The organism is Sporomusa rhizae, assembly GCF_041428845.1.
GTDB classification, from domain to species: domain Bacteria; phylum Bacillota; class Negativicutes; order Sporomusales; family Sporomusaceae; genus Sporomusa; species Sporomusa rhizae.
Map to the genome: position 1 here is coordinate 4,642,538 of NZ_CP156925.1, position 25,623 is coordinate 4,668,160.

Here is a 25,623-nt window from a genome sequence, read left to right on the forward strand (position 1 = left end):
TTGTGGTATAATGGAAATAGCAAAAAGATCGTACAAAGGAATTGGCAGATGACGTTTCTAGATCGGATGGAAGCTTTTGAAAAACGAATTACAGAGCTGGAAGCAGAAAACAAACGGCTGCATGATACGGTGGCCTATTTAACGAAACAGCTCTTTGGCAAGCGCTCGGAGAAGACATCTTCCCTTTCTGAGGGGCAGGTGTCTCTTTTTGATGAGTTACCGCCGGTGTTCAACGAAGCGGAAATAGAAGCTGATCCTAAAATAGCTGAGCCAAACCTGCAGCAAGAAGCGGACAAGTTTGCCAAGAAACGTTACAAAGGACAGCGCAAGGATCAAGTTAAACATCTGGAACATGTGAAAAAAGTTTATCACCTGGTCGATGCGGAACGTTCCTGCGAAACCTGCGGTACCGAACTGGTGGCGGTCGGTGAAGAATTCGTTCGGTCTGAGCTGGAATTTATTCCGGCTCAGGTCCGAGTTATCGACTATTACTGTGAGACGCTCGAATGCCGGACTTGCCGAAAAAACGATAGACCCTATATGGAAAAAGCCGAGACTCCCGACCCGGTTATCTTGCATTCTTTGGCTTCGCCTTCTACGCTGGCCTGGATTATGCATCAAAAGTTTGTCAATGCCATTCCCTTATACCGGCAGGAAGCGGAGTGGCAAATGCTGGGCGTCACCTTAAGTCGGGCTACCATGTCTAACTGGCTGATGCTGGTCGCACGAGATTGGCTGCTACCGGTGGTTGAGCGCCTGCAGCAGGAACTGCTGAAAGAAAAATATTTGCATGTAGACGAGACTCCCACCCAGGTCTTACAGGAAGAAGGCCGGAAAAATACGACGGAGTCGTACATGTGGGTCTACAGCACCGGTCAGTATGGAGAGCATCCTATCCGGCTTTTTGAATATCAGCCGGGTCGTGGCGGCAATTACCCTAAGAAATTTCTGAAAGGATTTCAAGGATATTTGCATACCGATGCATATCCCGGATATGACAAAGTTGAAAAAATCATCCGGTGCTACTGCTGGGCCCATGTGCGAAGAAAATTCGTCGATGCCCTACCGAAAGATGTGCAATCAACAGAGGCGACAGTGGCTGCACAGGGAATTCAATATTGCAACCAGTTATTTGAAATGGAAAAAGCACTACGCAACTTATCGGCAGACAAGCGCTACAAAGAGCGTCTAACGAAGCAAATGCCTATGTTAGTGGCTTTTTGGGCATGGGCAGAATCTTCGAGGCAAGCCATACTGCCCAAATGCAAAACTAGTGAAGCCTTGCTATATGCTTTAAAGTACAAAGAAGGTTTGATGAACTATCTGAAAGATGGAAATTGCTCTATTTCGAACAACTTGGCAGAAAACAGTATTCGGCCATTTACGATTGGGAGGAAAAACTGGTTATTTAGCGGCAGTCCCAAAGGGGCAGCCGCCAGTGCTGCCATCTACAGCCTGGTAGAGACAGCAAAAGCCAACGGATTAAGTCCCCATCGTTATTTAGAGTATATTTTAGGAGACTTACCCGGTGTTCCTTTTCGGCAATATCCCGATATTTTAGATGACTATCTTCCATGGCACCCAGACATTCAGAAAAAGTGCTCTTCTAGCAAAACCAGCAAATGAGATTGCCGGTTTTGTTTTTTTCTAGCCACCTTCTTATTGGACGGTTCTTTCCAACTTTAGTTGATTTTATAGTATAAAAGCAATAAAATTAATTTAAAATTAAAGTTGGAGATTATAAAATATGAATGATTTTATAGCAATGCTTGATCCAAATTTAATATATATTGCGCATAAAATAAAAGAAGATAAGATAATTATTCAAGTTGCTTCGTCGCGAACCATTGTCCTATGTCCCTACTGTAAAACCTATTCAACAAAAGTACATTCTACATATCAAAGGGAGTTTCAGGATTTACCGATAATGAACAAAAAGGTCATCATTCTCTTGAATAACCGGAAAATGTTTTGTACAAATCCTGAATGTAAACACAAAACATTTGCTGAGCGATTTGATTTTTTAGCTGTTAATGCCCGTAAAACAGAAAGATTGATAGATAATATTTTAAAGGTTTCTTCCAATGTAAGTTCTCTTACCGCTGCCTCTTTATTATCAGATAATACTGCGACGATTGGAAAAAGCAGCATTTGTAGATTGCTTAAAAAAAATGCCTCAGAATATAGATAAAAAGGCCATAGTCAACGCTTGTATAGATGATTTCGCATTGAAAAAACGCTATACATATGGAACCATCTTGATTGATATGGATACACATCGAGTTGTTGATTTGTTAGATTCACGTGAGAAGGACGATGTTTCAGAATGGTTAATGCAATATCCTAATATTTCGGTTGTATCAAGAGATGGATCCCCTGCCTATTCTGCCGCAATAACACAGGCACATCCGAATGCAGTACAAGTTTGTGATCGATTTCATCTTATTAAAAATCTTTCAGAAGCGGTCGAAAAGTATATGTACCGTTTATATCCAGCACGCATAGAAATACCAGCAACTATAGTAACACAAAGCCTGGAAATGCAGGCGCTATTAAATACTAGAAATCGCCATGAAAGAATTATGTTTTCCAGGACGAAATATGTAGAAGGTTATACACAGTCTGAAATTGCTTTGCTTTTACATTCGTCGGTTTCAACGATATCCAAATATTTAAAAATGGAAGAAAAGGATATCCCGTATCCTTCTATTTCTGCACGAGAGAGGCAGCACCGGCTGGAAATGGAAAGAAAACAAGCTAGAGTTAATCATGTACAAGAGTTATTTAAACAAGGAAAACCAGTCGAAGAAATAGGTCGTATTACAGGACATACTTACCAGACTATTATGAAGTATGTTTCTGGTAAGTATACACTGGTAAATGGTCATTATGATAATCGTAGGCCAGGAAAACTACAAGAGTATGAAGCAGAAGTAGTAGAACTACGTTCGAAAGGAATGACTTATAAAAAGATAACAGAAATCATTCGTAAAAAAGGATATACGGGAACCGTTGATGCATTGAGGGTATTTATGCAAAAAGAACGGGAACATCAGAAAAATATAGAAAACCAAAAAACGAATACGGCAAATGAATATGTTGCGCGTAAGTGGATGGTTCAGCTTATCTATCGTAAGATCGAATCCATCAAGGGAATTACCAATGAGCAGTATGAAGCCATCATAAAAAAATATCCGGTTTTGGGACAGATATATGAATTGCTCCGAAAGTTTCATGAACTTGTATTTTCTAAAAAAGTTGATTTATTAGATAGCTGGATGCTCCAAGCGGAAAAATTAGATATATCTGAAATCAGTTCCTATGTATCTGGATTAAATAATGATATATCTGCGGTCAAAAATGCAATAAGGCTAAAATTTAGCAATGGCTTAGCAGAAGGTAGTGTCAATAAATTAAAAGTGATTAAAAGAATTATGTATGGTCGTTGCAGTTTCAAATTACTAAAATCTAAATTATTAAGATTAGAATTGCAGAAAATCAACTAAAGTTGGAAAGAACCTATTGGACGCTTACAACAGAACCAACATTGCTGCTCCGGCATCGGCCAGCATTGCCAGTCGGATGAGTCAAGAAACCGCCCCCTGACTCATTCTTAATGTTTGATGTCTTCAAGTGATTTAAGGAGAAAAACCTGGGGTACAAAGAGACGTCAGTGGATTTTACGTCTGCTGACCTTGCTTTTAAGCTGTTGCTAAATTATTACCTTTTGTCATTTCCACAACAAATTCAGGGAGTAAATAGCAAGCTTTTGGGAAATATACTATATCACCGTTTTTTGTAATAACCCTATTTTGAAATATTTTCTTTTCAGCTTTTGATATCTCATTAAAAGCTATAAAATGCTCCCCATTTTTGTTTTTTAATACTACTCCCCTACTATTAATCATAACTGATACTTGTTTGTAAAATATCGGCATAAAACAAATCAACGCAAGTATCGCAAAAAGTGTGCAAAAAATACCAATGCCAAACAACTTGAAATATAATCCTCCTACTGCAACTGTAAATACAAGAAATCCAAGTAAATTAGGCATATATGGTTCCAGTGCATATTTACCCACTGGATTATATAAAATACATGGCTCTTCACCATTTACTGCTGGCGTTATTGAAATAAGTTTCTTATCAATGTCCCATTTTGTAGAAATTGTTATTTGATTTAAATCTGTCTTAACAAATTTTACAATTTCTTCATCATCCAAACAAATGTTTTGTAATCCATTTTTAGTGTCCACATCTATAAATACTGTGAATGGAAGAATAAAACTTCTTTCATATCCTCCTTCAATATTATTTACATCACCTAAAGCTATTTCTTGGCTTCCTTTTTTGAATTTTATAGTACCAGATGAAATTACTCCATCTTTCCGATAACGACAAAATGCATCTCCTATTTCACGCAAAAGTAAATAAGCAAAAAAGCCGCCTCCGAAAAATTGTACCAATATAACAAAAAGAACAATGTCGATTAACCGAAACATCCTATTCCTCCTTAAACTTGCTAAAACAATTAGCTTTTATCAAGTCCTGCTTTCTCTTTGGCTAATTCAACAGTCTTATTCATTAATTTTTTTAACCATTCCGTTTGCGTATCAGAAAGCTTAAAATACTTGCCCAAATAATCAGCAGTACCATCTACTATCTTCCCCTGCATATAGCCGATACCAGTTGATACAGCTGCATCATAACTGGCTTGATCTAAACCATAATTAGGATCATCATAATGTTGACATAAATTTTTTTGAACTTCGAACCCAAATTGAAAAGGTATTCCAGCCTTACCCATGAGACTTGCTGTTGATTGGCACCACTTCAAAGTTCCAATCATTAATTTTCTATATACAACATCTTTCCACAATCGATCTTTTGAAGCCTCATTTTCTCGTCCAAAAACAGCCCAAGCAAGATAGTCTGGATTATTAAATACATCATCAATATCATGATTTTTCTTAGCGCCATTTACCGCCGTTCCTGCACCTGTTTCCACATCAGCACTTGTGCCCCCTGTTACTTTACCAACAGCGGCGCCAATTACTACTGCAGCCCATTGACGTTCTTCAGGCGATAAATTAGTTAATATTTTTCTACTTGCTTCTCTAGTACCATCACTAACAGCACCTGATAAGATATTACCACCAGATAAGTCAGCCGTTACACCTCCGACCACAGTATGAAGTAAGATCTTCATTGTGCCACCGGGTGCCCATTGAGATAAGATTTTGTTGGCATCATCAAGTTCTGTTTGAGCTAAAGCTAAATATTCTTTAGCTTTGCTTTCATTTCCTTCATTATAAGCTTTTTGTGCTTCATTCATATATTGGTTAATTATTTTGCCTTTATCAAGAGCTTTCTGTTGATAACTACTTGCGATTTCCCCTACGATTTTATTAGCTTCTTCACTAAATACCTGTATTAATTCTTGCCGTTCCTGAACCGTCTTCTTATCAAAAATCTTACCTAACTCATTTAATGCGCCTTCTGGGTCACGACTGAGATTTGACAAGTCTTGATTCGGATTGCTTCGTATTTCAATCGTTCCTGGTGAAATAGCAGATTTCGTAATACTATCCGCATCACCTTTTACAGGTATATCCAAATTAGGTGTTGGCATACCTATCTTTCCATCTTTCATACCAATACCTACACCTTTACTACTTGCCTCATACTTCGCCTTATTGTGCAAATCCTGCCAAGCCAGCGTATCGGTACTAATCTTATTCTTATCCGGTGTAGCCTCGCTACTAATGACCCCACCCTTTAGGTCGGTTTTCTTTCCTACTTGGATATCGAAACCGTCTTTTCCTGCGAAAATGCCTGCTTGATCAACTACGCTGGTGTAACTGGAGTTCATCTTTCCGGTGTTTGTAGATCCAGTTACATTGGAAGTACCTACTTTTTTCGTCGGATCCTCTTTACTTTTCTCGAATCCTGTTGTTGCGTTGATTCCTTTACTTTGGGTTTCCGATGTGAAGGTTTCACTGTCCTGCTTGCTCTCGATGTTGAGGTTATTGCCTACGGTGACTTCTACCTTGTTCCCTTTAACTTGAGAGCCGATGATGTTGGTATCGTTGCCTGATTTCAGGTTTACGGTACCGCTTGCATTGACTACGCTTTCGGCGTTGGTAACGGATGCTTGGTTTTCCTTGCCTTTAGTGGAGTTAACACCAGCATTGAATCCGGTGAAAGAGCCTGAGCCTAGGCCGATGGTTGCACCGACGGATGCGGAGGATGAATTTGTCTTGGCATCGGTTTTCGAAACGTTTTGAGCAGACTCGATGTTGAGATCTTTTACGGCGCCGATTGTAATATTGGTCGCATTAATATTGGTAGCCTTGAGGTTAACGTCGCCGGCAGTGGATTTGATGGTAACATTGCCGCCTGCCGATACGTTGGAGGCATTCACTGTTTCTACATGGGTGTTCTGCTCCATGGTTGTTTTAGCTGTACCAAGGCTGACATTAATGGAAAAGGCTTTGTCTATGCTATCTTTTAGGCTATTACCGGCTTTTGTGGCTGCGTCTTGATCGACCTTACTATTGGTTATCTTACTTTTTTCGATTGCTTTGTTAAGATCATCCTTGAGTTTCCCGAGTTCATCGAAGGTTTTATCTATTTTTCTATAGTCCTCGTAAGTCTTCTTGAGATGAAGCACTTGTAACCGGTTGTCCTCTACTTCTCCGGAACGGTCCAAATGATTGGCCATACTGAGACCGGATTCAATGACTGTACCACCCAAAGACACGGTAAGTCCACTTTTTTTGTATTCGAATTTGTACTGACTATCATAGGTGTTAATAGTGTTGTCAATGGTTACTTCTTTGCCGGTGATGTTGGTGTCTTTGCCGCTGATAAAGGTTGTGCCTTCGCTCTTAACTTTGTTGCCGGCGGTGACGGTTACATTGCCGTTGATGGAACCAACAGTGGTGCCGATTTCGTCTTTTACTTGTTCATTTAGGGTTGTTGTTGTGCTTTGTGATCCGATGGTGAAACCTAAGCCGCCACCACCAAATAGACCGGATTTTTTGACGCGTTTGTAGTGTTCTTCTTTGCCTGTTTCTTGGGCGGAGGTAAGGGTTACATCGTTGTCGGCTTGCAGTTTAACGTCGTTTGTGGCGACAACGGTGCCGGCTTTGACGGTAAGGTTGTTGCCGGAATTGATGTCGACTTGATCCCCGGAAATGGTGCTGCCTTTGACTTGGTTCGTCAGGGAATAGTCGAGAGTATCTGTGGTTTTCGAGGAAAAGAAACCACTTTTCTTCTTATGGGTCTGTACGAGTGATTCGTGTTTTTCTTTGACCTCTTGAATTGTTACGTCTTTATCGGCCTTGATGGCAATTTTACCGTTATCGCTGGTGACGTTGCTGCCGGCAATTGTGATATTGCCTTTATTAGGTTCTTTGTTGTCGTTAGATTGAACAGTTGCGATATTGACGTTGCCGCCGGCGTGTAGATTACTGCCGATGACTGTTTCATCGTCAGTACGGGTTCGTTTCCAATTGCTGCTTGATCCTGTTTTTTCATCTTGCAGTATTTCATTTTTTACTGCAGTAATGTTGACATTGCCGTTGGCAGTAATGTTAAATTCTTTACTAGCATTCAAGTCAGCTCCGCTCAGGTTAGTATCTTGCTTACTTGACATGCCGATGTTTTCACCAGCTGTGATGCTGCTGATTACATTACTCGTTTTTTCTTTATGGTACGAGTTCGTTTTAAACCAGCTGCGACTTTTAGTGTCTACTAATTCTTCATCTTTTACTGCGTTAATATTAATGTTACCTTCGGTAGACGTGAGTGTAACATTTTTACCTGCCGCTATTTTAGCACCACTTAGATTAGTGTCCTGCTTGCTTTTTAAAGTTATATTATCTCCGGCAGTGATGCTGCTGCCTATGTTTGTGGTGGTTTCTTGGAGATAATTTTTCCTGGTATTTATATCGCCGGTAGCCACTGCCCCTATTTCCAGATTACGGCCAGCGTCAATGGTTACGTTGTTTCCTGCCGATAATTTACCTCCGACGATTTTTACATCTTGTTTGGCGTTAACGGTTAGATTGCCGTTAGCGGTAATTTCGGCGGTTTGTCCGGCCATTGTTCTGATTTCGTTGCCTGATTCAAAATGATCTCCTGTTTTGGCAATAAAGGTCGTTGTCTCGTTCTTGATGTCCCGGCCAGCTACCAGGTTGATGTTACCGCCGGTTATTTTACTGTTCTGGTTGACGATGTCCTGTTCTGCCGTGATGCTGACATTTTCGCCGGAGATGATAGCGCCGTTATTCCTCAGGCTGCTAGTTTGATTCGGAGCCAGGTAGACTACGGGAACCAGTACTTTTTGTCCCTGTACTTCCTGCTCTACCATCCAAACCATGTTGGAAGTAAGCTGCGCCATTTGTTCAGGGGTCAGGGCAATACCGACTTGTAGGTTGAACTTCTTCGCATAAGTCGTACCGTTATCCATTAAGGCTTTGTATTCTTCATTGTTGGAGGAATAGTCGCCGAGAAATTCCCTGCCGGTTAACTGGCTGACTTGTTCGCGAACCAGCTTCTGCTGATAGAAGGCATCGCCGACCAGCTTCATGGTTTTAGAGGGATCTAAGCCTAGGTTTTTCAGCATATAGTCACTGGAAATAAAGGTTTGGTAATTAGCGAACCTAGGGTCTGTTTCAACTAAATAGCGACTGCCCGGTTCAGCGTGAATGGTATAGAGGCTATTTGAGGGCAGGATTATGTTCATGCTGTTTTTGTTGACAATGTTAGATACACTGCCAGTCGTCCCTGTCTGACCTATTGGTGTTGCAGTGGTGTTTATTAGAACTGTTTGGATTTTGGAGACATCGGATTGCTGCGTAGGTTTTAGGGTTGAAGTATTTCCTCCGGTAATGTTTGCAGGGTTATTAGTGATGTTAGTTACGCTGGGGCCGTTGATGATTACTTGTTTTTGACCATCAAAGATGGCGGGAGTACCAGGTAGCTGTTCGTAGATCGTTTCGTCATAAATTTTATAAGCTTCGTGATACCGATGACCATGTATGTCTTCAATATCATTTCCGTCAGCTAAATGACGAGTAATTATTCTTACCCGCCCCTGTGAAGTATTTTTTACTGATCCTATAGCATCGAGTGTACCCGAAGCCACGACCATACTATTATTATTTTCAATCTTGTCAGCTCGTAATAATATATTTCCACCAGCTGCAATTTTACTCTCGGGCGAGTCTTGGATAAAATCAGTTTCAGTAACGGTTTGTCCTAACATCCATGTCTTAACTTCATATTCAAAATTAAAGATTGGAGCTCTCTCTTTTCTAACACCAAGCAAAATTGCTGTTTTAGGATCAACGATCTTACATAACTGCCAGTAAATTTCGTCTCCATGTCTATCGCTATGATGCATGAATCTTAAATTTTTCTCTTCAATTTTGGAATACGTGTTATCTGATACAACCTTTTGACTAACCTCATTTACCCTTCTCGTATTCGTAATATCCTTGGCAGATATCGCAATACTGCCATCAGCTTCAATCTTAGCCGACTGATTAAGTACTGAACCGGTGCTATCTACCGGCAGTCCGGTTGCGTCGCGTTTATCACTACCAGCGATGGTAATATTACCGATGCTGTAAATAGTAGCGCCATCCTTGTTTTCCAGCGCGGTTTTGGCGTTAAGGTTCATCTCGGTCGTTGTGGCCAGCATGGCCGCGTCGCCGGTGTTTTTGATGGTGTTGGCATTCATGGTTAGGATCTTTGCCATGACGGTTCCAGTATTATTGATGTTTTGTGCTTGTACATCTACCAAGTCGCTGTCAAGTTTGCCACCGTTGTTGACATCGTTTGTTGCCAATACTTTCAACTGTTTATTAGCAGATACAACAGCACCTGTATTGTTATTAACCGTTGCAGCAGTCAGTTTGACCTCATTTACGGCATTAATACTGCCTTTGTTTGTCGCTGTCCCGGTTACTTGAATATTGACATCACGATTAGCTTGTACTTGACCGGTTTCCTGGGTATAGTCACCACTTACGGTGAGGTTGACGTCACGCCCTGCCGTGGTTGTTCCATTTATTAGATTTTGAGCGGTAAGGTTAACATCGTTGGTGGCGGTCAGGGTACCACCGGTGCTGTTAATTGTGTTTGCCTTAACGCTTAATTCCCCACCGGCATTAATTGTACCGCCGGTGTTATTTACTGTCGTGTTGTTTTGGCTGAGGTTAATGTTTTGCTTGGATACTATCTTACCATTCGTGTTATCTAGTCCCTGGCTTGTGGTGATGTTAAGATTGCCTTGGGCTAGGATTTGTCCGTTTTGGCTGGTTAGGTTTGCAGCGGTTATGGTTACATCGCCGTTTCCACCGATTACACCATTAGAGTTTTGGATGGTTTGGTCAACGGCAATGATGGCACCACTGTTGTCAAGGCTTAGCAGACTGCCTGTCTGGTTATCCAGGGCTTGGGCTTTTACTGTTAGGCCTTTTTGTGCCTGGATTAAGCCTTGTTGGTTGTTGGTAATTGTTTGGGAAGTAATGTGTATAGAATCACCAGCAAGGGTTCCCTGACTGTTTACAAGGGAAGGCGCTTTTACTATAAGTTGCTTTTTGGCTACAATGGTACCTTTGGTGTTATCTAGCGCCCGAGCCTCTATATTTTGTTGGCCGTTAGTAGCGATGCTGCCGCTGGTGTTGGTCAGGTTATTGGCAGCCTGTATTGTCAGTGCACCTGTTCCCGCGTGTTGAATTTTCCCGTTCGTATTGGTTAAGGTGCCGGTTTCCACGGTGAAATTATCGGCATTGGTAGCGATGGTACCTTCGGTGTTATCGATGGTAGTTGTCGCCGTTAGGGTTGTATTTTCTGCACCTGATTGTTTTATGGTGCCGCCTTTGTTGCTGATGCTATTAGCTACGGCGGTTATTTTGCCGGCGGTTATCTGAGCGGATTTACCTTGGCCGTCTTTATCATTGTTTATGCTGCCGGCCGCTACTATAGTTAGCGCGCCGTGCGTTTGGATTTCGCCGCCGGTGTTATTGATATCACCGCTGGTGGTGGTTAAGCTGACTGTTCCACCGGCAGAGGTTTTGCCACCGGTATGGTCGATAGAGGTACCGGTGATGGCGAGGTCACCGCCAGCTAGTGTTTGTCCGGTGGTGGCAACGGTAGTATTAGCTTTGATGGTAAGGTTACCAGTATTGCCTACGCGGCCGTCGCTGTTGAGGCCAGAACCAATGACACCGCTAGAAGAAATGGTGTTAGCGGCTAAGGTGGTGTCTTTGGCCGCGGCAAGCAAGCCGGTGTTGGTTAAGGTACCGGCAGTTTCCAGTTTGGTATTGCCCTGGGCGTAGATTGTCCCTTGGTTGGTTAGGGTGTCGCTTGTTATTAGGTTTAGGTTATTGCCGGTGATGATAGTAGCACCGGTTTCGTTGGTTATGTCTTTGGCATTTATATTGGCGTCTTTACCGGCGGTGATGGTTCCGGCATTGGTAACGGTACCGCCGATGTTCATGGTTAGGTTTTGGTTGGCTCTTAGTTGGCCATTCTGGTTGTTGGTTAGGTTAGCATTTAGGGATATTACCAGATCTTGTCCGGCAGTAATAGTGCCTTGAGTATTATCTAGGTTTTGAGCACTGAGTGTGGCATGCCCATTGGTAGCAATGGTGCCACTGGTGTTTTGTATGCCATCGGTTATTTGTATTCCCAGCGTTCCGGTTCCCGCGTGCTGGAGTTTTCCTTGGCTGTTGTTGATTGTGCTTGTTTTTATGGTAAGGTTTGTGCCGTTGGTGGCGATGATTCCACCAGTGTTATCGATGGCGCCGGTGGCGGTTAGGGTGGTATCGCCGGAGCCAGTTTGCTGGATGGTTCCGTCCTGGTTTAGTATATCGCCTGCGGTGATAGCGATTTGGCCAGCGGTGATTTGTCCAGCTACGTTATTTGTATTTTTCAGGTTTTTGACGGCCCCGGTTGCGTTCAGGGTTAATTGGCCGTTGACTTGGGTTGTTGCCCCACTGTGGTCAATGTCGCCATTGGTTGCGGTGATGCTTGCGGAACCACCGGCGTAGGTGGAAGCGCCATTTACGTCGATGTTGGTTCCAGTTAGGGTAAGGTTGCCGCCAGCAATGTTTTTGCCTGTGGCTGTTATAGTTTCCATAGCGGTGACGGTTAGGTTTCCTGCAGTACCGACGGTACCGTCGGTTTTTATACCAGAGGCTATTGTTCCGGTCGAGGCTATAGTTTTGGCGGTGAGTTCCGTGTTGTTGCCTGCGGCCATGGTACCGGTGTTGGTTAAGGTACCGGTACTGTTAATGCTGGTGTTTTGTTTGGCAAAGATTGTGCCTTGGGCATTGATGTTGTCGGTGGCATTTATGTTTATACTGCCGCCGGCACTGGTTTTGCCGGCGAGGGTGATTTGACCGTTGTTGGTTAGGACGAGGTTGCCGCTATCGGCGGATAAGGTACCTTGGCTATTGACGCCGACGCCTTGCTTGGTGCCTACCAGTTTAATCTTATTGGCATACATGCCGCCTAAGGCACTGACGTCAATCGCCACTTGGGGCTGAGGTTCGGTGCTGTCGCCTGCTATGGTTTGGGTGGTTAGTGTATTGTAGTCTACGGCATTCGGGCCGGTTACTACGTTTAGTTCTTTGGCCCAGATGCCGGCGTTGACGGTGACGGCCCGGCTGATGAGGTCGACACGGTCAGCGCCGGTGGCGTTGATGCCGTCACCTTGGACGGCGATTTGGCCACCGGTTACGCGAAAGGCTTCTAGGCTGCCGTTGCCACCGAAGATGGGGGTGCCGGTGGTGAGTACGCCCCGGTTGGTGTTGATGAAGCCGAAGCCGTTGCCGATGATGCCGTTGCGGTTGGCAATGATGACGTCGGCTCGTTGGCCAGCGACTTCTAGATAGCCGCGGAGGTGGCTGATGTTGTTGCTGGTAACTTCGTTTAAGATAACCCGAGCGGAACCGCCGGCGAGGTTAGGGTTGCCCTGTATGTATCCGGCAAGTTGTGTTTTAGAAAAACCATAGGAATTGTTTAGGATGAGTCCTTGGGGGTCGATGTTGAATTGTTGGTAAAGGTTATGAGATACGCCGCCGGCGGTTGGCGCTGCGATTTGTACGACCGGGGTGCCGTTTTGGGCACTTTCGACGGTTGGCCGGCTTTGTTTGGCTGCGTTGGGATCGGCTACGGTTTGAGCAGCAACGAAGATTGGCTGCAGGGTAAATAGTACTAGGGTGATCCACGCAGTTAGTTTTTGGGCTTTGTTTTTTAGAGAAAATCCGGACATGTTATCCCCTCCTTGGGTTTGGTTTCCTATCTATTCAAAAGCTATTGTTAGCTAGTTATAGTTGATAAACTAGCTGGAAACCGTATACGTGTGACGGTACTTGGATTCCGGCCGGGTGTTTTAGGGGTGTGCCGATAAATAGGTCGTACTGGGCGCTGCCGACGCTGCCGCAAAGTCCCAGGGTTGTACCGGCCAGCCTTTTGCCAGTATCAGGGTTCGCGGATGGTCCGCTGATTCTGCCTAGGTCTAAGCCTATGTATACTTCGGGGCCTGATTGGTTAAGTGGTATGCTTAGTTCATTTCTAAGATAGAAGCCGTTCTCGGCCGACAGGGTTTGTTCGCCGTCGAAGCCGCGCACGGTGTAGCGGTTGCCAATGCTGAGGAACTCGGAGGCATAGAGCATGTCTTTGGTGTATTGGCCGTGCAGGGTTAGGTTGTATTGGGCTTTGGTTTTACCAAGGGTAACGGGAGTGGTAATGCTGGTGTCAAAGGTCCAGAGGTTGTATTTTGTCGTCGGCTGGCCTGGTTCGTTGTCGCCGGGGTTTTGTGTGGCGCCGAGCCAGGGTACGCCGCGTTTGTAGGCTAAGTTATAGTCAACAACGGTTTGTCCGTTGTATTGTTTGTGGCTGAGGGAAAGTTTGGCGGCGGTGGTGTTGCGCCGCTGCATTTCTAGTTCGGCGTCTTCGATAAAGGATTTGCTTTTGGACTTTATGACGCTAAAGGCCAGATGGGTTTTTCTGGTTTGGTCGCGATGGAGGAGTTTTTCGGCTTTTAGTTCAATGTTTCTGGTGCGGCCGGAGTAAACTAAGTTGTTTCCAAGGTTTGGGATTGTCTGGTGGTATTTGTAGACTGAGCTTGAGAGGGAGTAGGTCCAGTAGCCGTTAGGTACGGAGTAGCTGAAGCTGTTGCCTTTGGTGCCGTATTGGGTGTCGTTTTTTTCGGCGTCTTTGTTGAGGGAGATGTTAAATAGGTCGTTGACGCCAAAGAGGTTGTCGAGGGCGAAGGTTTCGGAGGCCTGGAGTTTGCCGGTGGCTTTGCTGCCGGAGTCGTCGAGGGAGGTTACGAGTTTCCAGGGTTTAGTCTGATTGACGGTGATCTCGACGATGGACTCACCGGGCTTGTCTCCTGGCAGGAGTTGCATGCTGGCATCCTGGGAGGGAACTCGTTTCATTTGTTCTAAGCCTTGTTCGAGGTCGCGCAGGTTGAGGATGTGTCCGGGTCGGGTGGGAAAGGCGCTTTTCCAATCGGCCCGGATGTTGGGATCAGCAATCCGGATGTCCTGGATGGTGCCGGGGACGAGTTGGAGGGTGAGGACGCCGGTGGAGATGTCTTGTTGAGGGATGAGGACTCTGGTGGTGACGTAGCCCCGGTCAATGCAGGCGTTGGTGAGGTGTTTGACGATGGCATTTATGCCTTGCCAGCCGATGTTTTGGCCTTGGTAGAGACTGGCCCGTTCTTGCAGCCAGGGGAAGTTTCCCTGGTCATCACCGGCAATTTTGATGGTGGTGATGAGAAAGCTGGGGGTCTCTTCGGGCAGTTTAAGGTCGTCGGTGCTTTGTTTGCCTTTTTGCAGGAAGACGTCCGGGGTTTGTTCGCGCTGTTGACGGGCTTCTTGTTCTTGCCGGGCTTTGCGGTTTTGGTCTTCGATTTCGGTCCTGGTCGGCGGTGGAGCCGCCCAGGTTAGGTTGGTACTAGTAAGCAATACGGTTAGGGTGAGTGCGCAGGTTTTTCTGAGCTGTGCGAGTACGTGTGGGTTCATGTGGTCTGGTCTCCTTAGGTTGTGTTTTGGGGTAGTGAGCTGATAGATTTTTTGGTTTTTGGATTTAATATAACAAAATTGTTAAAATTTCTCTCTTCTATATATTTCCTTACTACCCGTATATTCCCTCTAGATTTTATGGCTTTTTTTGCAGTGTTGTTTTGTCCTTTTACGGTAAGCGATGCTCTCCCCCCCCTAAAAACAAAAACCACGAAAGGCGGGACAATGTCCCGTTACCCTTCGTGGTTACTTATTTTAATGTTTATTTGAGTCACGAGACAGCAGACCTCGACTCATTTCGGATAGCCATTCCCATGACAGGCACCTTACTTATCATCATAACTGCCAACTTCCTGTTCTTCTATCGTTAACAATTATCGGCAAGTGATTAGGGTAACTAAATGTATCTCATATATGCACAATAATATTAATACAAGCTTATTAGGATTATTTTTTTTATTTTTGTAATGTTATACTGTAATTACTGAATATTTTGAGTTATAATGTATTCATATACAATAATAGACAGTATAGGTATTATTAGGTATTTCCGAATATTCAAAAAGGGAGGCTGATGCTGCGTACACTGGAGAGAAACTTAGCTTGCTATAAAACGTAAACTGAGGGGGGGATGCGCAACAAGTGGTGCTTTCGTAATACCTAGTCTTTATATAACAGAAAGGGTAGGGGATGAATATGAAGCAATATCAAAAACTACTGTTAGGTTTCGTTTTGGGTGTTATTGCCGGAATATTTGCGTATTACAATTTACCGCAAAAAGCTTTTCCTTTCATGGATACATTCACTGACCTTTGTACCTTAACCGGTGCTGTCTTTTTGAAAATGATTTTTATGGTCGTTGTTCCTTTGCTGGTTTCAGCTCTCATGCTCGGCGTTTACGAGCTTGGCAAAGGCCGCAGCCTGGGAAAGGTTGCTGCTAAATCGTTAACGTATACTGTGGTATTAAGCCTTATTGCAGTTTTTATTGCCATTATACTCACCAACACTTTGCAGCCAGGTGTCGGCTTGCAGTTTGATAAGGAACAGCTTGCCAAGAATCAGGCTGTCATATCAATTAACAAAAACATGCAGATTGCCAAAGATAAGCCCTGGACTCAATATCTTACCGATTTAATTCCTCAAAACCCAATTGATTCTGCTGCCAGAGCCTTCGGCGGCGAAATTATTGCAGTTATGGTTTTTGCGTTAATGTTCGGCTATGCTCTGAGCATCTGTGTTAAGGATGAAAACCATCCCTTTGTTAAGATGCTGGAAGCAGTTTTTGACTGTTCGCTCAAAATAATCGACTGGGCAATGCAGCTTGCTCCTTATGGTATCTTTGCCATTGTGTTTAACACTACCTATCGTATGGGCGCCAGCTTCCTGGGTAATGTTGCTTTATTTGCCGGCGTAGTTGTGCTAAGCCTGTTAGTTCAACAGTTTGTTACCTATGCTGTTTTCCTTAAGGTTTTTGCCAAAACAAACCCCTGGAAATTCTTTAAGGGTTGTAAAGAGGCCTATGTATATGCATTTTCAACTGCTTCTTCCAATGCCACCTTGCCAATTGCCCTGGAGGTTGCGGAAAAATCTCTTAAGCTCCCTTCCAAGATTTCCCGTTTTGTACTGACTTGCGGCGCTTCGGCCAACCAAAACGGCTCGGGACTGTATGAAGGTGCGGTATTGCTTTTCCTGGCTCAGGTTTACGGAATTGATTTAACAATCAGCCAACAGGTTGTAGTAGTGTTAACGGCAGTTTTGGGCGGCATCGGCACAGCAGGCGTTCCTGGCGGCACTTTGCCGATAATCGCCATTCTGTGTGTAAACGTTGGCGTGCCTGTTGAAGGTTTGGGCTTAATACTCGGCGTTGACCGCTTCCTGGATATGTGCAGAACTACCCTGAACGTATCTGGTGACTTGGTTATTGCCAAACTTGTTTCGTCTAACGTAAGTGAAACAGAGGCGTACGGCGAAAATACTAATATTGGCGCTTAAAATTTTGCTCGTAAAAGGGTTGCCTCAAAAAATGAGGCAACCCTTTTTTAGCCTGATCGAAACCATGCCCTTTGTCTGAGTAGATAAGACTTTAATGTTTAATTTACTTTAACTCCCGCACCAGCCGCATGCCGTTCAGCGTAACCAGCAGCGCTGCTCCGGTATCGGCCAGCACTGCCAGCCAGAGATTGACAAAGCCGAAGAAAGTGCCAAATACGAACAGCAATTTCAGCCCTAATGAGAACGAGATGTTTTGCTTGATAATCTGAACTGTCTTGCGGCTAAGCTGCATTACATAGGCCAGTTTGCCTAAATCATCAGACATGAGGGCGATATCGGCTGTTTCCAGCGCCGTGTCGGAACCGGCCACGCCCATGGCAATTCCCACATCGGCAATTGCCAGTGCCGGAGCGTCGTTTACCCCGTCGCCGACCATGGCCACACTACCATATTGTCCGGCCAGCTTTTTAAGGGTACCGGCCTTATCTTCAGGCAGCAGCTCACTGTAGGCGGCATCAAGGTTAAGCTTGCCGGCAATGGCATTCGCTACCCGTTCATTATCGCCTGTCAGCATAATTACCTGTTCTACACCTGCAGCTTTGATCGTGGCTACGGCTTCCCGGCTATTATCGCGCAGGGTATCGGCAACAGCGATGGCGCCATAAATTTCACCGTCACTGCCGACCAACATAACTGTTTTGCCCTGTTGTTCCAATGCCGCTACGCTGTTCTCCTGAACGGCAAGCGGATAGCCCAATTCTTTAAACATCCGGATATTGCCGACATAGACGGTACGACCCTCTATGTCCGCCTGCGCCCCCCGGCCAAGCAAGGCTTTAAAATTGCTCACCGGCGGCAATGCCTGCTCACCGGCGTGAGTCACAATCGCCTGGGCCAACGGGTGCTCTGACCAGGTTTCCACAGCAGCCGCCATTACGAGTATCTGCTGTGGCTCGTAGGCTACGGCCAAAGGAATAATATCTGTTACCTGGGGTTTGCCATAGGTCAGTGTGCCTGTTTTATCAAAAGCCACCGCCCGGATTTTTCCCATCTGTTCCAGGTAAGCCCCGCCCTTTATCAATACGCCATGCCGTGATGCATTCCCGATCGCCGACACAATTGACACCGGGGTAGAGATAACCAGCGCACAGGGACAGGATATAACCAGCAGTACCAGCGCCCGGTAAAACCAAATATCAAACGAACCCTGAAACAGAAGCGGAGGAATAATTGTCAAGCCAATGGCGGCCAGAATTACGGCCGGCGTATAGTATTTGGCAAAAACATCAACCAACTGTTGCATTGGAGCTTTTTCCGCCTGCGCTTCTTCTACTAAATGCATAATGGTCGCCAACGTAGAGTCTTCGGCCAGCTTCATTACGACAACTTCCAAAGCGCCCTGCTCATTAACCGTACCGGCATACACTCCGTCACCGGTCTGTTTTTCCACAGGCATGGATTCACCGGTAATCGCCGCCTGATTGACGGTGGAAAAGCCGCTGATAACCTGGCCATCCATGGCAATGCGCTCTCCCGGTTTTACAACAAGAACATCGCCAATCATAATTTCTTCTACCGGCAGCCGCAGCTCCTCCCCCTGCCGCCGGATAAGTGCTTCACGCGGCGCAAGGTCCATCAGTGACCGGATAGAATCACGCGTTCTGTCCATCGTATAGGCTTGCAAAGCATTTCCCAGCGAGAAGAGGAAAACAACGGTCGCCCCTTCACTCCATTCCCCAATAGCCGCTGCCCCAATTACGGCAATAACCATCAAGAAGTTAGTGTCAAGTATCATACTTTTCAGCGCAGTAAACCCGCTTTTTGCCACAGGATACCCACCAACAAGCATGGTAAGGGCATATAAAACGATTTGCAGCCTTGCCGGCGCATCTGTATAATCAGCGATCATGGCGGCACCGAGCAACAGTCCGGACGCAATCGTTGACAGCATCCGGGGCTTCTGCCACCATACCTGCTCTGTTACAGCAGCTTGCTCTGCGACTTTGCTGCCAAGCTGCCCGTCCTTAACCAGACTCGCACCATACCCAAAGCCGGTAATCACCTGGGTAATTTCCTCTATACTCAAAATCGTTTTATCGTATGTGACTTTTAATTTCGCTGCGGCAAAATTTAGTTGCGCGCCAGTTACGCCATTTAGACGTTGAACAGCCTTTTCGACCTTAGCCGCACAATCGGCGCAGTCCAAACCAGTCACCAGAAAAGTACTTTTCATCAGACTATCATTATCCATAGCCATGCCATAGTCAGCCTCTGCCAGCACCGCCTGGCTGCTGCTGCAGCCACACCCGCACTGACATTGGCCGTGTTCTTTGCCTCCCATAATTTTCTACCCCCTGTCAGTATGTGATATATGCTCCAATCCTTGGCACATCAAGCTGATTACATGATCATCGTCAAGGGAATACCAGGCGATCTTGCCTTCGCGACGGAATTTAACAAGCCTGGCATTACGCAATGTCCTCAGTTGGTGTGATACTGCCGACTGATTCATCCCTAAGGCTTCGGTAATATCACAGACACACATTTCTCCTTTTGTTAACGCATGCAATATTCTAATCCGCGTGGGATCACCCAAAATCTTAAACATTTCCGATAAATCCTGTATGGTATTGTCTTCAAGCATTGCTGCTTTTGCAAGACATATTGCTTGTGGATGGATACAACACTCTTCACAAGTATCTCTTTCGGCTGCCTTCATGGCGCCCACCTCACTTCATATGAATGTATGTTCATATGTTATTGTATGATGAATATACCAAAACTGTCAAGAAAAAAATCCCCGAAAGTTTCGGAATTACCCTCCGAAATCTTCCGGGGACCTGTTTATAACACCAGATTCCTGCAAAAAATATATGGTTTCGCTAAATTGATACCAATTATTTTACGACTAGAACCGTTCCGGCAATACCTCTAACCAGTAGCCATCCGGATCTGAGATAAAATAGATACCCATGTCTTTGTTTTCATAGCAGATGCAGCCCATCGCCTTATGATGTTTATAGGCCTGCTCAAAATCACTGGTGATGAAGGCCAGGTGGAATTCGTTTTCCCCCAGATTGTAAGCTTCCTTGCGTTCTTTCAGCCAGGTCAGTTCAAGTTTGTGCGGAGTTTGGCTATCACCCAGATAAACAATCGTAAAGGTTGGTTTTTCGATACGACGGGTTTCGGTAAGCTGCAGCGCCTCTTTGTAAAAGGCCATGCTCTTTTCTAAATCCAGTACATTAATATTATTGTGCGCAAATCTAAAATTCACAACTGTCTCCCCCTTTTAGCTTTTTATTATCCAACTAATTATTTGCTTTTGCCTGCTTGCCACATGTTTGTCAGAAACTGCTGAATCTCCCCGCGGACGACAACGCCATGGCCGGTGCAAAAAAATTCCGCCTTAAACGTAAGCAACCTGCTAAGCCCTTGCATAAACTTGTCAAACCCCGGCTCCTCTAGCACCGCCTGCCCGGCCACATACTGGCACGATCCCTGTTTAATAGCCTCGCTGTCTGTCACCAACTGCCCTGCCGGCAAATCTTCGCCCCAGTAACAGAAAAAGTCGCCGACAAACAAGGCTTGCGAAATAACGTCATAAATAGCCACCGAGCCCGGAGAATGGGTATTGACAAGCACAATTTCCACATCACCGACCCCAGGAGCGGCAAAGGTAAACGGCCCGGTCTTAGAATAAGCAGCAAACTCCGCTTTTAGCGGCGGCGCTACCATCGGCCTATCTGCACTATGCACATACTTCGCAGCCTTCTTACACAGCGCCGCTCCTTCCCAATGGTCATGATGACCGTGGGTCAGCAGTACGTGGGTTACCATCTCCGGTGTTATTCCTATCTCAGCTAACGCCTTGACAATAACAGGCTGATAATTCTTAGCACCGGCATCGATTAAGATAATCTGGTCACCCCGGCGTAATACATATAAATTAGTATAAGACATAACATCCCAAGTCTCTTTGTCTTCGATAGCAATTACATAAGCACCCGGAACCAGTTCAGTACACAGGTAATTCATTTCCATCCTCCTCTCCTACTAAGGGAGTTAGGCAATTTGCAATGAGCAAGTTGCGCTCATTATGAACAGAAAAACCGCTCCCTAGCTGAGGTGTGCGGTTTGCTGAGGGCAGCCTTGGCTTCCCTAGCCGTCACAGGCTCCCACACCGGTTTTCTTTATATTATACCTATAGATGGAAAAATATGCAATTGCCGGTTGACTAGGATTCCGGGACCGGCAACAGAATTTGCACAACGCTGCCCATGCCTACGTTTGAGGCAATTTCAATTTTTCCCTGGTGCCGTTCGACAATACTGAGGCTGACAGCAAGTCCTAAACCGGTATTGGTCTCCTTGGTTGTATAAAACGGATCAAAGATCTTCTCCAATTGCTCCGGGGCAATGCCACTGCCTTCATCCTGCACATACAGTACAACCCAACTTGCCTTGTAAATCGTACCAATGGTCAACCGGCCATTCGCCTGCATTGCTTCGATACCGTTGCGGGCCAGATGGAGTACCAGTTGTTCTATCTCTTCCGCATTCAACTCCAACATAGGCAAATTTTCGTCCAATTGCAATTCGGTAAGAATATCAGAGTCATCAGCCGCACTTTGCACATCCGGGTAAACTCTTTCCAGAAGACGGTTCAGATTTTCCGGAGCCTTGCTAATCGCTTTGTTTTGCGCCAATGATATAATATTGGTTATTAATGTTTCAATCCGGCGTAATTCCTGAAAGACAATCCCCAGCGTCTCACTTGTACAGCACGCGGATTTTTTCTCCTGCAGCTGCAAATACCCTTTAATAACAGTCAGTGGATTGCGAATCTCATGCGCTACCCCAACAGCCATACACCCGATTATATTCCGGCGCAGTGTCTTAGCTGACTCATTATCCAGCAACTTTTGACAAATACTATCCACCGATAACGCCCCCTTGGATGTAACCATCATTTTCAGTGTCATTAAGACACTTTATTCGCTAGTTGTAGCCATATCTCCTTCTATAAATGTCTTATGGACACAACAATTGAATCAGGGGCATAAGCACGTTATTGTTAGCAGTAAGCGAGGTGTGTGGCTTATGGAAACCCTTGGAGATAAAATTAAATTATTACGCAACAAATTAACCCAGGAAGAGTTGGCTGCCATTCTTAAAGTAGAACGTTCAACCTTAGCGTCCTGGGAAGTCAACCGCCGGGAACCGGATATAGCAACCCTGCGCCGCATTGCAACCCATTTCCGGGTAAGTATCGACTGGCTTGTCGGACATGTTCCCAGCCAACCAACGGCATTCCCCGCAGCTCAGGTACAGGAAACTACCGCCGATTACTCCATTCTCCTAGACAGCGATTGGCGAAAAGTAGTCGAGACCGCTAAAGGTTATGGTATCGAACCAGAAACCGTCTGCCAACTGATTGAAGCCAACGCCAAGATTGCCCTTTCCCTGCAAAGGAATACATCCAAATAAGTGTGCTGGTAAGATAGCGCTTATAGAGTACTAATTCCTGGCTACCGCACTACAGGTGACAGCCAGGAATTATCTTTTTTGTAATTTAAACCGATAGGAGCTACCACATGTTTGCTATTTTTAAAATCGTCCTCACGCTTAGTCTTATTGTGTTTTTGCTGAATCGCAAAGTAAAAATGGGTAATGCCATGCTTGCGGGCTCGGGTTTACTATTCTTGATTTCTAATCCCACCGTAGGAAATTTAGTTTCCGCCCTGACAGAAACAGCTACCAGTTACGGTACCTGGGAACTGTTATTTGCTCTTTACTTCGTCATGTGCCTGGAATACCAGCTTAGGACAGGCGGAATCGTTGACGGGCTTATGGCTGCTTCCCGCCGGTTGCTGCGCAGCGAACGGGTTCTGTTACCTCTGATGCCTGCTTTTCTGGGGTGTCTGCCTTCCTTAGGCGGCGCTATTTTCTCCGCTCCCTTGGTCGAAAGCGCCAGTAAGCCTTATAACCTGAATGGCGAAACCAAGACGGCGATTAATTATTGGTTTCGCCATATCTGGGAGTATTCCAACCCCATTTTTTCCGGTATGCTGTTGGCTGGCCAGCTTTCCGGCATACCCCTCAGTGTACTGATATCCAATATGTTTTGGCTAACCGTTCTGGCGGTTATCGTTGGCTGGCTATATTTTATTTCACCGCTCAAAGGAAAAGACAGTTCTGCCGAAATCCCGGCGGCTACAACGACGGAGCAGGATGCCGGCTACAAGTACATTCTGCTGGCAGCAGGCCCAATTATAGCAAACTTTTTCCTGGTTGTATTTTTGAAATCTCCGGCCTCAATCGCTATGGGACTCGTCGTTCTCGCCATGATCTTTATACTGCGCCAAAGCGTAAGCGATATCAAGGCTATGCTACTATACTCCTTTGATCGCAATCTCCTCTGGGGAATTGCCGGTATCCTATTCTTCCAAAGCATTTTACAGCAAAGCGGCACGATTAAAGAGGTTGGTTTACTATTAAACAGCATGGCTGTACCGAATGAAATTATTGTCGGCGTTATCGCCTTGGTCTCCGGTCTCTTGGTAGGCACCTCCCAGGGCTTTGTCGCCATTACTTTCCCGTTTATTATGGTTCTCGCCCCGGGCGATGTCACCCTCGCAATGATTTGCTTTGTGCTGGGGACCGCCGGCCAAATGCTTTCACCGGCTCACCTTTGTTTACTGGTAACACTGGATTACTTTAAAGCCGACTTTTTGAAAACACTGCGGCCAATAGCGGTGTTGGAAATTGTTATGGTTGCTGCTGTTTGTATTGCTGTTAAGTTGAGTTAGCAGCTTATTGCCCTTATTCAGGCGAAAGTTATACTTTTATCAGGATAAAGAAAACACGGCTTGCGCCGAGCCTTTGGCGAAAGCGGAAGTCGATGTTGCCCTTATCCAGGCGGAAGTTAAACTTCCTATCAGGACAAAGAAAGACGGCTTGTGCCAACATGGCGCAAACCGTCTTTTTCTCGTTCTTACTAAAGTTATTTCAAATTGCGTCCGGCTGCTTCGGCCATAGCAAGGATTTCGGGCTGACCTTTGATGGCATCTTCAGGCCCCAGTTGTCCGGCAACAATGTTTTGAACAAGCTGCATCTTAAAGAAACTGCCCAGCCAATAATTTAAGTAGTCAGTCACCGACTGGAAGGCTTCAGCGGGAGCACCGCTGGCGGTAACAGTAATGAACTTCTTGCCTGGTAAATGATGAATCTGATAGTTGCTATCCAGAAAAGTGTACCAGCGGTCAAAAAAAGCCTTCATCTGACTGGTTACTTGTCCCATATATACCGGTGTTCCGATAACCAGGCAGTCGGCTGCAACAATTTTGCCGTAAAGTTTCTGCATATCATCATTAACGGCACAGTACTCGACCTTACCGGCTTTACAGGCACAGCAGGCAACACAGCCTTGCATTTTGTAATCGGTAAGATGAACTACCTCAATCTCATGTCCGGCGGCAGCCGCTCCTTTGCAAACAGCATTAACCATGGCAGTAGTGTTCCCGTTTTTCCTCGGGCTGCCGATCACTGCTAACACTTTCATAGTACTCTTTCCTCCTTTAAAAACCATGTGGCTATGTAATATTGGTATAATAAAAACATAGACATTATTTTCGCAATTGTCAAGTATTTCCTGTTGCGCCCCTGTTATCTCGTGATAACAAAGAAGCTCTGCCTTTACCCAGCTGGTAAAAGCAGAGCTTTTTTAACTAAATCTATCCTTTAGGTTTGGCGGGAAGAACGGCGGGTTGGACAAAAAGTTTCCTTGGGGTCATTACTCTAGCCGTTACTTTCAATACTACACAAACATCAAATTTTCGGGTACACCGGCGCGGCCGTTTATGCGGTTTACAGTGGTGATGATCATAATCGCAGTCCGGTTTACATTCAGGTTTGCACTTATGTTTTTTCGGCGGATGATGACATTCTTCTGCGTAATCGCAATCCTCGCACTCGTCATCACAATCATCATAGTCATCGTCGCAATAATAATCGTCATCATAATCGTCATCACAATCATAATCATGCCCTTTCTTCTTATGCCAGTGGGCTCGGGTATGAATATCCACATCATAATCAACGAATTCAACCATAACATTCGCTTCGGCTTCCATGCCCCGGCATGCTCCCGGTATACAGGCATGCGCCGTAAACCGAACCGGCCATACTTCCACCGCATGTACCGGTTGTCTTGGTCTGCAGGCAACATACAGAGCCTTTACCTCAAATTCTCCTCTAACTACTACTTTGTTAGGTATAACATCAACACTTATAATTTGCAGTTTTTTTACAAAAACGTCAACAATTTGCTCAATAGCAGGCTTATGACAAGGAACAACAACGTGGATGTCGATAGATTTCTGGACTTGATCTTCACCAAGCACCTGCATCACTACAATTGGTTTTGGCCCCATGCCAATTCCCGCCGTACAGTATTGAGGGCGTTCCCATGGTTCTATATGTGTCATTATTTCCCCCCCTTTCGTCTTATAACATATATATGCAGGAAGAGAAAATAAGACACCCATTATTGTTTACTGTTATTGGGGATTTTGTTTCCT

At 45.2% G+C, this 25,623-nt stretch carries 16 protein-coding genes; 6 read left to right on the forward strand and 10 right to left on the reverse strand.

The genetic code is table 11. The features are described from left to right. Positions 1–48: 48 nt before the first annotated feature. The 3 genes from SRRS_RS21770 (at position 49) to SRRS_RS21780 (ending at position 3,506) form a co-directional block, all read left to right on the forward strand. On the forward strand, positions 49–1,626 hold the full coding sequence (locus SRRS_RS21770; RefSeq protein ID WP_371363483.1) for an IS66 family transposase: 1,578 nt from the start codon (positions 49–51) through the stop codon (positions 1,624–1,626). Between the two features lie 121 nt (positions 1,627–1,747). Beyond that, positions 1,748–2,191, forward strand: coding sequence for a transposase family protein (locus tag SRRS_RS21775; protein WP_371363025.1), 444 nt, complete (start codon positions 1,748–1,750; stop codon positions 2,189–2,191). Beyond that, entirely contained in the window at positions 2,136–3,506 is a 1,371-nt protein-coding gene (locus SRRS_RS21780) for an ISL3 family transposase (protein ID WP_371363023.1), read from the forward strand. The genes SRRS_RS21775 and SRRS_RS21780 overlap by 56 nt, the downstream gene beginning before the upstream one ends. A gap of 195 nt (positions 3,507–3,701) precedes the next feature. Here SRRS_RS21780 and SRRS_RS21785 read toward each other — a convergent pair whose 3' ends face one another. The 3 genes from SRRS_RS21785 to SRRS_RS21795 are packed head-to-tail and all read right to left on the reverse strand — an operon-like array spanning position 3,702 to position 15,053. Further along, the gene (locus SRRS_RS21785; RefSeq protein WP_371363485.1) at positions 3,702–4,502 is read right to left on the reverse strand and encodes a hypothetical protein; all 801 of its coding nucleotides are present in this window, start codon (positions 4,500–4,502) and stop codon (positions 3,702–3,704) included. 29 nt (positions 4,503–4,531) lie between these two features. Beyond that, complete coding sequence (locus tag SRRS_RS21790; RefSeq protein ID WP_371363487.1) at positions 4,532–13,294, reverse strand: hemagglutinin repeat-containing protein; 8,763 nt, start codon at positions 13,292–13,294, stop codon at positions 4,532–4,534. Positions 13,295–13,349: 55 nt separating this feature from the next. After that, the gene (locus tag SRRS_RS21795; protein WP_371363488.1) at positions 13,350–15,053 is read right to left on the reverse strand and encodes a ShlB/FhaC/HecB family hemolysin secretion/activation protein; all 1,704 of its coding nucleotides are present in this window, start codon (positions 15,051–15,053) and stop codon (positions 13,350–13,352) included. Between the two features lie 696 nt (positions 15,054–15,749). Between SRRS_RS21795 and SRRS_RS21800 the strand changes: the two genes are divergently transcribed. Then, a complete protein-coding gene (locus SRRS_RS21800) occupies positions 15,750–17,045 on the forward strand; it encodes a dicarboxylate/amino acid:cation symporter (protein WP_371363489.1) in 1,296 nt (431 codons plus the stop codon). Between the two features lie 103 nt (positions 17,046–17,148). On the opposite strand, the gene SRRS_RS21805 is transcribed toward SRRS_RS21800, so the two are convergent. The 5 genes from SRRS_RS21805 to SRRS_RS21825 form a co-directional block, all read right to left on the reverse strand. Beyond that, positions 17,149–19,296: a heavy metal translocating P-type ATPase gene (locus SRRS_RS21805; protein ID WP_371369908.1), complete on the reverse strand. Its 2,148-nt coding sequence runs from the start codon at positions 19,294–19,296 to the stop codon at positions 17,149–17,151. A gap of 96 nt (positions 19,297–19,392) precedes the next feature. Continuing rightward, positions 19,393–19,764, reverse strand: coding sequence for an ArsR/SmtB family transcription factor (locus tag SRRS_RS21810; RefSeq protein WP_371363490.1), 372 nt, complete (start codon positions 19,762–19,764; stop codon positions 19,393–19,395). A gap of 189 nt (positions 19,765–19,953) precedes the next feature. After that, a complete protein-coding gene (locus tag SRRS_RS21815; protein WP_371363492.1) occupies positions 19,954–20,319 on the reverse strand; it encodes a VOC family protein in 366 nt (121 codons plus the stop codon). A gap of 38 nt (positions 20,320–20,357) precedes the next feature. Beyond that, the gene (locus SRRS_RS21820; protein ID WP_371363494.1) at positions 20,358–21,080 is read right to left on the reverse strand and encodes an MBL fold metallo-hydrolase; all 723 of its coding nucleotides are present in this window, start codon (positions 21,078–21,080) and stop codon (positions 20,358–20,360) included. Between the two features lie 199 nt (positions 21,081–21,279). After that, positions 21,280–21,984, reverse strand: coding sequence for a nitrogen regulation protein NR(II) (locus SRRS_RS21825; protein ID WP_371363496.1), 705 nt, complete (start codon positions 21,982–21,984; stop codon positions 21,280–21,282). Positions 21,985–22,144: 160 nt separating this feature from the next. Here SRRS_RS21825 and SRRS_RS21830 point away from each other — a divergent pair, with 160 nt between their 5' ends. Both SRRS_RS21830 and SRRS_RS21835 read left to right on the forward strand, forming a co-directional pair. Next, entirely contained in the window at positions 22,145–22,531 is a 387-nt protein-coding gene (locus SRRS_RS21830) for a helix-turn-helix domain-containing protein (RefSeq protein WP_371363497.1), read from the forward strand. A gap of 107 nt (positions 22,532–22,638) precedes the next feature. Further along, positions 22,639–23,853, forward strand: coding sequence for a DUF401 family protein (locus SRRS_RS21835; RefSeq protein WP_371363499.1), 1,215 nt, complete (start codon positions 22,639–22,641; stop codon positions 23,851–23,853). Between the two features lie 194 nt (positions 23,854–24,047). Here the strand turns inward: SRRS_RS21835 and SRRS_RS21840 are convergent, their stop codons facing one another. Then, positions 24,048–24,605 carry a flavodoxin family protein gene (locus SRRS_RS21840; RefSeq protein WP_371363501.1) on the reverse strand — a complete coding sequence of 186 codons (558 nt, stop codon included), beginning with the start codon at positions 24,603–24,605 and terminating at the stop codon, positions 24,048–24,050. A gap of 172 nt (positions 24,606–24,777) precedes the next feature. Then, on the reverse strand, positions 24,778–25,530 hold the full coding sequence (locus SRRS_RS21845) for a DUF3794 domain-containing protein (protein ID WP_371363502.1): 753 nt from the start codon (positions 25,528–25,530) through the stop codon (positions 24,778–24,780). Positions 25,531–25,623: the final 93 nt, after the last annotated feature.